This is a genomic window from Corynebacterium marambiense (genome assembly GCF_016342275.1).
In the GTDB taxonomy this organism is placed as follows: domain Bacteria; phylum Actinomycetota; class Actinomycetes; order Mycobacteriales; family Mycobacteriaceae; genus Corynebacterium; species Corynebacterium marambiense.
Window position 1 is genome coordinate 212,017 of the sequence record NZ_JAEIOT010000015.1, and the last position, 11,615, is coordinate 223,631.

The window sequence follows — 11,615 nt, forward strand, 5'->3', positions numbered from 1 at the left end:
GTATGGGCAAAGGCGTATCCGGTTCGATCATGAAGGCCATGGGGGCGAAGGACCACAGGGTCCGTCTCATCGACAGAGAGTGGGTCACCGACAACTACGTTCGGCTCCGACTCCGGTCCGACACCCTGCTCAATCCCGAGGGAGAGAAACCAGGTGCCTGGATCCGGGCGTGGTTCCCGGACCCGGGCGGGGGAGCGAAGGAATTCCAGCGCGGCTACACCATCAGGGACGCCGATCCGGCTACTGGCGAGTTCACCCTCGAGTTCGTCCTCCACGAACCCGCAGGCCCCGCCTCCCACTGGGCCAGGCACGCGGAAGCCGGTGTGGAGATCAGCGCGATGCGGATGTCGGAGGAGCCCTTCGTCCAACTCGATCCGCAGCCACCCGGATATTTGCTGCTCGGTGATTCCTCCGGCTATCCCGCGATCTGCGACATCGCCGCCGCGATCGATCCCTCGGTGCCCGTCGTCATCTGTCTGGAGAAGATCAGCGACCGGGACGAACAGCTCCCGCTCCCAGCGGGAGACAACATAACCGCAACCTGGATCGACGCCCTCCCCGACGGACAAGCGCTCGTGCAGGCGATACGGGGCGGAAACTGGTCCGGCTGGTACACCTGGCTCACCGCGGAAGCCACCTCCGTCAGGCACGCCCGGACATATCTCCGGCGGGAGTGTGGGGCGACGAAGGCTCTGCTCCACGCGCAGGGCTACTGGATCCGCGGGCGGGCTATGGGCGCCTACCGCGACACCGATGCACCGGAACAGCACGCATCACCCCACGACGCAGCCGCGACACCCGCGACACCGACGCGCGGTGTGCTCGCCGGCGCGAAGACCGCCCTGATTCTCTCCGGGATCGCCCAGGGGTGTCTGTCGGTGCTGCAGATCGTCCCGCTGATTCTGTTCGCCCACATCGCGCAGATGTTCCTGGACGGCGCCCCGGAGCAGGATTTCTTCCGGGCCGCGGTCACCGCCCTCGTGGTGATGGGGATTAGCGGCCTGGGTACCGTGGGTCTGACCACGGCCCTCCACTTCTATGACGCGCACTTCGCCGCGGCCCTGCGGCTCAGGCTCCTAGAGAAGGTCACGCGGTTACCCCTCGGGTGGTTCAACCGGCGGGAATCGGCGGGCGTACGGAAACTGATCGGTGGCGACGTCGCCGCGCTACACCACCTCGTCACCCACGCTGTCCCGGAGGTCGTCGCAGCAGCGGTCACACCCGTCGCCGTCCTCGTCTATCTCATGACCGTGCAGTGGCGACTCGGCCTCGTGCTGCTCATCCCCGTCGTGCTCTTCATCGTGGTCATGTCGCGCATGATGACCCGCGACAGGGATCGGTTCGACACTTCCCAGCGTCTCGTCGCGGAGGCCAACGCCGTGGTGCAGACACACCTCGAGACCCAACGGGAATCCCGCATCTTCGGTGACGACGCGATCGTCGACGTCGACGGCACCATGCGTGAGATCGATGATTTCGTCAGCACCTGGCAGCACGACACCGCCCCGGCAAAAGTCACGATGGTCATGCTCAACCGCCCGGCCACCGTCATCGCCCTGCTCTGCACCGCTGCGTGGTTGTTCCTCCTCGTCGGCTGGATCGACCCGACGGACCTGATTCCCTTCCTCATCCTCGGGACCTCCTTCGCGGGTCAGCTGCTCGCGGTCTCCCACAGCATCGGTGCCCTCCAGCAGGGCCTCAACGCGGTCGCCGGACTCGACCTCCTGCTCGCCACGCCCACCCTCGCGGAAGCCGCGGACCGCCCGGGGCGCCCCGGCCACGTCGTCTTCGACCACGTCCGCTTCGGCTACGGGCCCGGACAGCCCGTCCTCCCGGATTTCTCGCTCACCCTCGAACCCGGAACGGTCACCGCCATCGTCGGTGATTCGGGTGCCGGAAAATCCACCGTCGCCGCCCTGCTCGCCAGGCTATGGGACGTCGACGGTGGATCCATCAGCATCGACGGCCGCGACATCCGCGACCTCAGCCAGAAGGAGCTCTACGGCAGGGTGAGCGTGCTGCTGCAGGACGTACAACTGCTGCACACCAGCGTGGCGGAGAACATCGCGCTCGCCGCACCGGGTGCGGACCGCGACAGCATCATCGTCGCCGCCGAGGCGGTCGGCATCGCCGATTTCATCGACACGCTCCCGGACGGCTACAACACCGTCATCGACGGCAACCGCCTGTCCGGCGGGCAACGACAACGGATCGGGGTGGCGCGGGCACTGCTCGCCGACACCGACATCGTGGTGCTCGACGAGGCGACGGCCTCCGCCGATCCGGAGAGCGAATGGGCGATCCGCCGGGGACTCGACCGCCTGCTGGCAGGCAAGACCGTACTCATGATCGCCCACCGGTTGCACACCGTGACCGGCGCCGACCGGATTGTCGTCATGAGGGACGGACGCATCACCGAATCTGGCACCCACGACCAACTCCTCGCCGCCGACGGAACGTACGCCGATCTCTGGAAGGCGGGGAGCACACGATGATCGTCACCGACATCCGCCGCATCACCGGCGCCGCGGGAACCACCGCGTTCCGCCGCTTCACCGCACTGACCGTCTTCTCCTCCGGCCTGCAGGTCGCCGCCGTCGTCCTGCTCATACCCCTGCTGCACCACCTCTTCGACCACAACGCCGCAGGCGCGGGTCCCTGGACCGCGGCGCTGATCGCGGTCACCGCCGCCATCTGGATGATCGAACGCAGCGCAGCCGGAACCGGCGTCGAGCTCGGACTGCACGCCATGCGGGCCGTCGGACGGCACGGGGTCCGGGCGATCCGGGACACCCCGCTTGAGCAGCTGACACCGGCACGGAAATCAGAACTGCGCTCCCTCGTCGGCGGCGGCGGCATCGAACTGACCAGCATGGTCGTCCTGCTCATCACCCCCATCCTGACCGCCGTCTCGTTCACCTGCTTCCTCGCGGTCGCGCTCCTGTTCATCGACTGGCGCTTCGCGCCGGTCACCATCGCGGGCGCGGTGCTCCTCCTCGGCGCGGTACTGGTGTCCGAGAGGATCGAACGCGGCGCCGACGATGCCTTCACCGGGGCCACCCTCGAACTCGACGAGCGGCTCGTCGAGTTCGCCGTCGCCCAACCGGCGCTGCGCACCGCGGGACGGGTGGAACGCGGATCGACCCACGTCGACGACGCCGTCGCGGGCGGGGTCCGTGCGGTGCGTCGACTCCTGCTGTGGCAGATCCCGGGGCAGATGCTCACCAGCACTGCCCTGCAGCTGACTCTTCTCGGATTCGGCGCGGCGACCTGGCTGGCGTACGACGACGGGCGACTGGACGGCGTCGAGGCGGCCGTGATGGTCATCGTCCTCATGCGCGTCATCGAACAGATCACGGCGGTGTCCATGCTCGCCAGCTCCCTCCACACTGTCGGCGCGACGCTGCGCCAGCTCCGCGAATTCGTCGAGCGTCCCACAACCGGCCCCGGGCGACGCCCCGCCCCCGGGGCCATCCGCGCCCGCGGAATCGGCGTCACCCACCCGGACGGCACCGTTGCGGTGACCGGGGTGGACCTGGATCTCGAACCCGGGACGACGACCGTCATCGTCGGGGCCTCCGGGTGTGGCAAATCCACACTTCTCGACGTGTTGGCGGGTCTCGTCGAACCGACGACCGGCACCGTGTCGGTGGGGGAGCTGCCGGTCAGCGCCGCTGACCTGCGGGCCATGACCACGGCGGTGTTCCAGGACACCGTGCTGGGAAACGCGACGATCCGGGACAACCTCCGGATCACCGGCCCAGAACTCGACGAAGTGATCAGTGCCGCCCAGCTGGATTCGGTGCCCGGCTCATCCGGCGACGGCCCGGACACGAGGGTCGGGGAATCTGGGAATCGGCTCTCCGGCGGTGAGCGTCAGCGGGTCGGCATCGCCCGGGCACTCACCGCCCCCGGCGACCTGCTCGTCGTCGATGAGGCGACGGCGAACCTCGACGCCCTCAACGAGCGCGCCATCGTCTCGTCCCTCGCCCGGGTGAAAGGGAGGCGCACCACCGTCGTCGTCACCCACCGGCCCGCCGTGCTGGAGATCGCCGACCGGGTAGTGGTCATGGCGGAGGGCCGAATCGTCGAATCGGGGACCCGGGAGGAATTGAGTGCAGCGGGCGGTGCCTACGCCCGGATGGAGCAGCAGTGGCGGGAGGTCAGGGACTGGCGGGTGTGACCCGGGGCGGAAGATCGCTGCGGGTCGCCTTCCCGATGATCCAGCGCAGCAGCCCCTCGAGCGGGCCCCGGCGGAACCGCCATCGCCACAGGGAGGACAGCAGCAGCGCCGCGAGGGCAGTGACCGCGAAGCCGTCCAGATCGAATCCACTCCCTGCAGCGGGCAGCGGGGCGCCCGCGTCGACGTCGTCGTCCTGTTCCTCGATGTACTCGGCGAAGAGACGTTCCTGCTCGGCGGAGAAATCCTCCCGCGCAGGTTCGTCCGGGAGCTCCGCTGTCGGTGCGGACGTCGGATCCGCGTCGTTCAACGGGGTGTACACGGTCCGCCCGTGGTCGGCACCCAACCCATCGGCACCGGAGGGGGAGTCCCCGTGCCCGATCAACGTCATGAGGGAGAATCCTGTGAGCAGCGTCGCGGTGAGTATGTGCGCGACATAGACGGTGAGCGCCATCGAACCCGTGGCGCGCAGCGGGTAGAGCAGCACCTCGGCCCAGCGGACGTGACACGCCAGCAGGCAGAGACCGACGGTGGCGACGGCGGCACCGACGCTGACCACCACATCCCCCAGGCCACCGCTGTGCGGGGCCGCGGAGAGAAACAGATCCCGGGCAACCGTGAGATCGGGGTCGCGGAAATCGAAGAACGGTGAGTCGTGCCCGATGTCGAGCACGTCGAGGCGCCACCACCAGACACCCACCGCCACGACCACCGCCCCGATCACCGTGGCGATCGTCCACGTTCGAGGCCCGGAATAGATGAGATGACGGTGTAGCAGGATCCCGGTGATCCCGTAGAGCAGCCAGGCCGGGAGTGGATAACCGAGGGTGATCAGCTCGGAATAGAGGTCACCCAAGCGTAGGAGGGTGGTCACCGCCGCGCCGAGCAGGAACAGCACAGCCCACCAGATGAGGAGGGTCCGGGTCCGCCACCGCACGGCCGGGGCGAGCAGGATGATCTCGATACCGATGGCCATGAGTACGACGGCGATCCTGGACTGCATGTAGGTCAGCGCCAGGCCGATCACGACGACGAGCATCCCCCGGACATAGAGCCTGCTCCGTGAAGCAGCCAGGCGCTCGCCCCCGGCACAAGCGCCCGCGCTCCCCATGAAACCCAGCGAGACACCGGTGAGCACCGCGAAGAGAGCGGACGGCAGACCCGTCGCCAGCAGGTGCGCCGCATCTCCGACGAAGGAATCCCTGGACCCGCCGATGTGGGCGAACATCATCCCGACGATCGCCAGCGCCCGCGCGACGTCGATACCCGCGACCCGCGATCCCGACCCGCCGCCCGGGCCGGGAACAGACTGCGTCACGACGCTGACCTGGGGCACGATGGTTCTCCTTCGATGTGTTCCCCGCAGCGGGCGGGCCGACGAAGTGGAACCTTACCAGCGTCTGAGAGGCTCTCAGCCCACCTCGGGGACGGTGAGCTGCGCAGTCATCCCGATCGTCACCGCTTCCCCGGGCGCCACGGACACACCCGCGAGATCCGGCCCCAGGAGGGCGGGTTCGACGCACACGAAACGTTGCCATTCGCCCTCCCCGAGATCCCGCATGCCCGCGGCGTTTACCGCGCCGGGATTCCAGACGATGATCGAGTCCGTTCCACGGCCCGTCACATCCACCGTCCGGGTGCCGTCGGACAGTGTCGCGGTCCGGCCCGCGGGCGCGGTCACGATGGTGTCGTAGAGGCCGTCGAAGGAAATCGCATCCTTGACGGTGCCGGTGTGGCCGGTGACGCGGTCGAGAGCCGGGGAACCATCGAGTCCGGTCACCGTCGCCTGATCGATGTCGTCGATCAGGTAGTACGGGTGGAACCCCAGCTGCAGCAGCCGCTCGGCATCGGCATCATTGCGGGCGGACAGTTCGACGAAGACACCGTTGGTGGTCGGGTCCGCGCGGAACGAGAGGTGCCAGTCGTCGTGGTCCAACGTCGCGGCGAGCCCGGTATCCGTCTTCCGGCAGTCCCACGCCATGCGCCGCGCGAACCCGTGGGCGGGTTCCTCCCCCAACAGCGTCCCGAACCACGGGGCGAGCAGCGGCACGCCGCCGCGGATCGGGGTGCCGGCCCCGCAGCCGGTGGTGGAGCTGACGAAGAGCAGTTCACCGCCCGGGGTCTCCACCGACACGAGGTGGGCGCCGGCGGGGTGGAAGGTCAGGCCGTTCGAGGTGATCAGATCATGTGCATCCATACCTCCCGAATGTAGTCCTCCGGGCACCGGCCCGGCCGGTAGTCTGGGGCCCTATGACGGTCACCACCACCAGCCGACGGTTCGGACACACCTTCCGCAGCCACACCCTCCCGGTCCCCTGGGATCCGGCGGACCCGGGGCGGGGAAACCTCGACCTCTACGCCCGTGAGATCATCCCCGACGGCGGGGAGAATCTTCCCGTCCTCATCTTCCTGCAGGGCGGCCCCGGCAACCCGGCACCCCGACCCACCGGAATCAGCGGCTGGATCTCGGAGGTCCTGCAAACCCACCGCCTCGTCCTCCTGGACCAGCGGGGAACCGGGAGGTCCGGGCGGATCGACGCAGCCTCCCCGCACATCGACGCCGCGGACCTCACCGAACGGCTCACGCTGCTACGTGCTGACCTCATCGTCGAGGACTGCGAGCGGCTCCGCGAGCACCTCGGGGTGGAGCGGGTGTCGCTCTACGGGCAGAGCTTCGGCGGCTTCTGCATCACCACCTACCTCTCCCGCCACCCCGATCGTGTGGACACCGCGCTGCTCACCGGTGGGCTGCCGACGATCAGCCGAAGCATCGATGATGTCTACCGCGCAACCTACACCCAGCTGGCCCGCCGCCACCGGGACTTCTACGCGCGCTTCGACGGGGTCGAGGACCGGATCCGCGAGGTCTGCCACCACCTGGACAACTCCGACGAACGACTCCCCACCGGGGAACGCCTCAGCTCCCGCAGGCTTAGGCTCATCGGCACCGAACTCGGCCGCGGTACCGGCTTCGACACCCTCTCCTACCTCTTCGAACAGCCCTTCCACGAGGTGCGGGGAGAGAAGCGGCTGCGCCGGGACTTCCTCGACGACGTCGGCGCCCGCGTCAGCCTGGAGCGCCACCCGCTCTACGCCGTGATCCACGAGTCGATCTACGGCGGCACCGTCCCCGGAGCCACCCACTGGTCCGCGCACCGCCTGCGCACCGCAGTGGAGGGCTTCGCCGAGAACGCCGACCCCCGCGACCGCTCCGTGCCCTTCTACCTCACCGGCGAACACGTCTACCCCTGGCAGTTTGAGGAGGACCCCGCGCTGATTCCGTTCCGGAACGTCGCCGAGGACCTCGCGGCGAAGGACGACTGGTCCAGCCTCTACGACGCCGACGCGATCGCCTCGTCACCGGCTGTTGCCGCCGCGGCGATCTACGTCGACGACATCTACGTTCCCATGCAGCTGTCGCTGGAGACCGCGGAGGTCTACCGGGACCTGAGACCCCACATCACCAACCGGTTCCAGCACGACGGCATCCACCACGACGGCGCCGGTATCCTCGGTCGCCTCATCGAGCTGGTCCGCGACCACTGAGACACCGGGCGAGATGCGGGCGCTCCCACGCGCTAGGGTGGAGGCACCCGCACACCGGGGATGATTCGGAGACGACAGACACCGTCACGGAGGACACACCACGTGAATGACAAGGACCACCTCGACACCGGGGCGTTTGACGGCACCGGACACGGTGCCGATATCCCGGAAGAACTCGAGGGCCTGTTCGACGGCTTCCGTATCGATGAGGAGCATGTGCTGGACCTCGAACGGATTTTGCCGCAGGCCTACTCCTGACCGGGTAGCTCCACACCGGGCTCCGGGTAGGAATCCTGGGCGCCGTGCCCCGTGACCGCGAACGCGCCGACCCGCACCGCGTGCCGCGTGGCCGTCACGAGATCATCCCCGGCGGCGAGTCGGGCCACGCACGCCCCGGCGAACGCGTCCCCCGCACCGGTCGTGTCCACCGGGGTGACCGACGGACTCGGGATCCGCTCGCAGCCCTCGGGCGTCGCCACCAGGGCGCCCTCCGCGCCGAGCGTCAGAATGACCGAGGAGAAACCCGCCTCCACGAGCACCCGGGCACAGGACTCCGGGCCGGCCGCAACCGCGGCGGCACCGTCACACCCCAGCTGCGTCAGGATCAGGCCGGCCTCGTGTTCATTCGCCAGCAACGGATCGGCCCGCAGCAAAGCGTCCCGGTCAACCTCCACCACAGGCGCGAGATTGACCACGACCCGCCCCGTGGCCGCCTGCACGGCGGCGAGAAAACCGGATGCCGGTATCTCACCCTGCAACAGTACGATCCCCGCAGCCGACACCGTATCCCGCCACCGGTCGACGAGATCCGCGTCCACCGCGCCGTTCGCACCGGGAATGACCATGATCGAGTTTTCCCCGGTCTCATCCACGGTGATCACCGCGAGGCCGGTCGCGCCGGGAACCTTTTCCACCGCAGTCAGGTTCACACCAGAGGATCGGAGGACCGCTGTCGCCGGTGCCGCGTACGCGTCATCGCCCACGGCACCCACGAAACAGACCTCTGCACCCTGCAGCGCGGCGGCGACCGCCTGATTCGCCCCCTTGCCACCGGGCGAGATACCTCCGCCCGACGCCATGACGGTCTCACCCGGGCCGGGGCGCCGGGTGACTGAGACGGTGAGATCGGCGTTGATGGAACCGACGACGGTGACGGGAAGCTGCTTATTCATGTGTTTCCTCGGTAGTTCTGGGACGGCACGGATCCGGGGAGTCCGGTTTGGTTTCACCCCCCGCCATTGTGCCAGCGCGGCGGCGACTGCCACGGGTAATGATCCCGGTATCCGGTGCCGTTGACCGGGCCTGCACCGGTCCGGCATCAATGTCCTTCCGCACAGAGCCGCCGAGCCATCGGCATCATTCGGATGTGGGCCGTCCCGGGAACCGCTCCGGTACGGGCCTGTTCGGATGGCGCACCAGTTCATGCAGGGCTTCGGCGTTTCCCACGGCGTCATCCACCGGATGGTGAGTGTGCGGAGTGCGACGCAGCGTCTTCCACCGGTGGGCGTCATCGAAGTCCCCGTTCAGCCCCGCGTGGAAATCCCCGATGCGGCGGGCGGAGAACCCGAAGGGATTGTCCCGGCCGAGGCTGTCGAAGAGCCACGCGATCCACATGAAGTCGAAGGCCGGGTTGTCGCTGACGAAGGTCGGACGGGCGTCCGTCCGGGCCGCGAGCCATCGCTCGAGCGACCGGGCGATCGGCAGTGGGTCGATGGTCGGTGCTGTCGGATCAGGAACCGGTACTGGCCCGTCGGCAGGCAGAGTCTCAACGAAGACGGCGTGGAAGGTGTCCCGGCACCGATCGACCTCGGGAACGTTCCGGAAGTGGACCACCGCAAATTCCGTCATGACACCGGAGAACGGGGTCGCCGAGGTGGCTTCGACATCGACGATGAAGTACCGACTCATGCGCTCACCGACCGCACGGGGACTACCTCTCGCGCCAGATCCGCCACCCGGCGCGGATCAGCGGAATCTGCAGGGGGAGACGAAGATATGCGATGGCCTGCAGCCACGGCGCCCTGTTTCGGAAGTCCCACGCCATCTTCATGTTTCCGGGCCAGACCCCCGCCATCAACACGGCGGTCGCCAGGCCCCCGAGACGCCGGGTCCTCGGGACCGCGAGCAGGAGCGCTGTGCCGAGTTCGAGGTATCCCGAGCCGTATGTCCAGGTCCTTCGATCACCGGGCAGCTGCTCGGGAACGAGCTTGTCGAAACCCTCCGGACGCAGAAAATGCATGATCCCCGCGAAGCCGAACAGTGCGATCAGGAAGCGTCTCATGGGCCCCGAGCTTACCCCCGCGACGTGTGCGGTGATCTCCCCGACCGTGACCTAGCAGACCACAATCCGGTTGGAGATCCCACCGAGCCCCGAGATCTCGATGGTGACGGTGTCACCGTCGGTGAGCATCTCCCGGGGCGATCGTGCCCAGCCGACTCCCCCAGACGTCCCGGTCGCGATGACGTCGCCAGGGTGAAGGTCGATGAACGTGGTGATGAACTGCACCAGGGCCACCGGGTCGAAAACTAGCTCCCGGATGTCCGCGTGCTGTTTCTCCACGTCGTTGACGCGCGTGACCAGAGTGGCCTCGCCCGGAGTGAATGCGTCACTGGTGGTGAGCCACGGGCCAAAACCGGAGGCAGACACCAGGTTCTTACCCTGCAGCCACTGGGCGGTCCGGTACTGCAGGTCCCGCATGGTGAAGTCGTTGAACACCGCGTATCCGGCGATCGCGTCCTCCGCGGTCCCGGTGTCCGGTGCCCCACCGAGTGGGACATGCCGGCCGATGACGACCGCGAGTTCACCTTCGAAATCGAGGGCCTTCGCATTCTCCGTGGGGACGGTGACCCGGTCGAAGGGACCGGTCAGGGCGTCGGGGAACTTGGCGAAGAGAGTGGGGACGTCGGGGAGATCGTGCCCCATCTCCGTGATGTGGTCGGCGTAGTTGAGTCCGGTGCACAGGATTTTCCCGGGGCGCGGAATGACGGGGGCGATGTCTGATCCGGTGATCTCCACCGGCTCACCGGACCGCGCGGACGCCAGCTCGCGCCAGTTGTGGTGTCGCAGCAGATCACCGACGTTCAGCGCTCCGGGGAGGGTGATCGGACGCACGGAGAAAACCGCGGATGCGGCGTCACCGGAGCGCAGTGCCTCGGTGAGGGTAGCTTCCGCGCTAGCCGGATCAGCGACACACCCCGGAAGGGTGCCGCCGTCGGTTCGGAATGTCAGCAGCTGCATGCGCTGATCGTATATCAACCAGGCGCTGGGGCTCGGGGTGCGTCAGGCACGTCGATGGCCAACCGCGAAGACTCTTCCGAGGATCATCGGGACGGGTGCAGCGAGTACGAACACCGTGACGTCCGCGAAGGTGTTCCCGAGACTCCGGGGTTCCGGGATTCTCGGTCGGGTGGTGTCCAGGCTGCGTGTCGGTGACCCGCCGCCGTTCGTTTTCCGGGGAGCTTCAGTCGTCGAGGAGGGGATTGAGGTGGCGGTCGTCGCCGAGTCGGTGGGCACCGTGGCGCCGGTCGGGGCGGTGGCGGTGTCGCTGGAAGACGAACTGGATGTCGCCCATCCGGTTATGCCGAGGACGCCGAGCGGAATCAGGAGGAGAACTGACCAAGGGAGCGTGGTGGAAGACGCGACCGGGGTTTCTGGGGCGCGGGTGTACTTCATGGTGACGGGGTCTCCCGGCCTCGTCAGGTTTTCTCGGGGAGTTCATCCCGCATGTCGCGGATGGGCGACTCGGTCCCACGCTGCGTGAGCCCGCTCAGTGTGACACCGGATTGATCGAGGAGTGGGAGTCAGTAGATGGCGGCCCGTTGGTCGCGTGCCACACGGTGAGCTGGGTCATCATCCTTGCCCCACGCTCGGAGCTGCGGATAGTTGTCC

The 11,615-nt window shown here is 67.9% G+C and carries 11 protein-coding genes; 4 read left to right on the top strand and 7 right to left on the bottom strand.

Features of this window, described 5'->3' with window-relative positions; translation table 11 throughout:
* Nucleotides 1-2 precede the first annotated feature (2 nt).
* Both JDV76_RS11285 and JDV76_RS11290 read left to right on the top strand, forming a co-directional pair.
* Nucleotides 3-2,495 carry an ABC transporter ATP-binding protein/permease gene (locus JDV76_RS11285; protein WP_198736990.1) on the top strand — a complete coding sequence of 831 codons (2,493 nt, stop codon included), beginning with the start codon at nucleotides 3-5 and terminating at the stop codon, nucleotides 2,493-2,495.
* Entirely contained in the window at nucleotides 2,492-4,183 is a 1,692-nt protein-coding gene (locus JDV76_RS11290) for an ABC transporter ATP-binding protein (protein WP_198736991.1), read from the top strand. The genes JDV76_RS11285 and JDV76_RS11290 overlap by 4 nt, the downstream gene beginning before the upstream one ends.
* On the opposite strand, the gene JDV76_RS11295 is transcribed toward JDV76_RS11290, so the two are convergent.
* Complete coding sequence (locus JDV76_RS11295; RefSeq protein ID WP_198736992.1) at nucleotides 4,164-5,516, bottom strand: DUF418 domain-containing protein; 1,353 nt, start codon at nucleotides 5,514-5,516, stop codon at nucleotides 4,164-4,166. The genes JDV76_RS11290 and JDV76_RS11295 overlap by 20 nt on opposite strands.
* Nucleotides 5,517-5,591: 75 nt before the next feature.
* Nucleotides 5,592-6,377, bottom strand: a complete 786-nt coding sequence (locus JDV76_RS11300; RefSeq protein ID WP_198736993.1) for an aldose epimerase family protein — start codon at nucleotides 6,375-6,377, stop codon at nucleotides 5,592-5,594.
* 53 nt (nucleotides 6,378-6,430) lie between these two features.
* Here JDV76_RS11300 and JDV76_RS11305 point away from each other — a divergent pair, with 53 nt between their 5' ends.
* Both JDV76_RS11305 and JDV76_RS11310 read left to right on the top strand, forming a co-directional pair.
* Nucleotides 6,431-7,726 carry an alpha/beta fold hydrolase gene (locus tag JDV76_RS11305; protein WP_198736994.1) on the top strand — a complete coding sequence of 432 codons (1,296 nt, stop codon included), beginning with the start codon at nucleotides 6,431-6,433 and terminating at the stop codon, nucleotides 7,724-7,726.
* Nucleotides 7,727-7,828: 102 nt separating this feature from the next.
* Nucleotides 7,829-7,984 (top strand): hypothetical protein, encoded by a 156-nt coding sequence (locus tag JDV76_RS11310; protein WP_198736995.1) that lies wholly within the window; start codon nucleotides 7,829-7,831, stop codon nucleotides 7,982-7,984.
* On the opposite strand, the gene JDV76_RS11315 is transcribed toward JDV76_RS11310, so the two are convergent.
* From JDV76_RS11315 to JDV76_RS11335, 5 genes are all read right to left on the bottom strand, one after another.
* Nucleotides 7,975-8,898: a ribokinase gene (locus JDV76_RS11315; protein WP_198736996.1), complete on the bottom strand. Its 924-nt coding sequence runs from the start codon at nucleotides 8,896-8,898 to the stop codon at nucleotides 7,975-7,977. The two genes, JDV76_RS11310 and JDV76_RS11315, sit on opposite strands and share 10 nt — an antisense overlap.
* A 184-nt stretch (nucleotides 8,899-9,082) precedes the next feature.
* The gene (locus tag JDV76_RS11320) at nucleotides 9,083-9,634 is read right to left on the bottom strand and encodes a 3'-5' exonuclease family protein (protein ID WP_198736997.1); all 552 of its coding nucleotides are present in this window, start codon (nucleotides 9,632-9,634) and stop codon (nucleotides 9,083-9,085) included.
* Nucleotides 9,635-9,656: 22 nt separating this feature from the next.
* The gene (locus JDV76_RS11325; protein ID WP_198736998.1) at nucleotides 9,657-10,007 is read right to left on the bottom strand and encodes a DoxX family protein; all 351 of its coding nucleotides are present in this window, start codon (nucleotides 10,005-10,007) and stop codon (nucleotides 9,657-9,659) included.
* 51 nt (nucleotides 10,008-10,058) lie between these two features.
* Nucleotides 10,059-10,964: a fumarylacetoacetate hydrolase family protein gene (locus tag JDV76_RS11330; RefSeq protein WP_198736999.1), complete on the bottom strand. Its 906-nt coding sequence runs from the start codon at nucleotides 10,962-10,964 to the stop codon at nucleotides 10,059-10,061.
* A 42-nt stretch (nucleotides 10,965-11,006) separates the two neighbouring features.
* The gene (locus JDV76_RS11335; protein WP_198737000.1) at nucleotides 11,007-11,399 is read right to left on the bottom strand and encodes a hypothetical protein; all 393 of its coding nucleotides are present in this window, start codon (nucleotides 11,397-11,399) and stop codon (nucleotides 11,007-11,009) included.
* Between the last annotated feature and the right edge of the window lie 216 nt (nucleotides 11,400-11,615).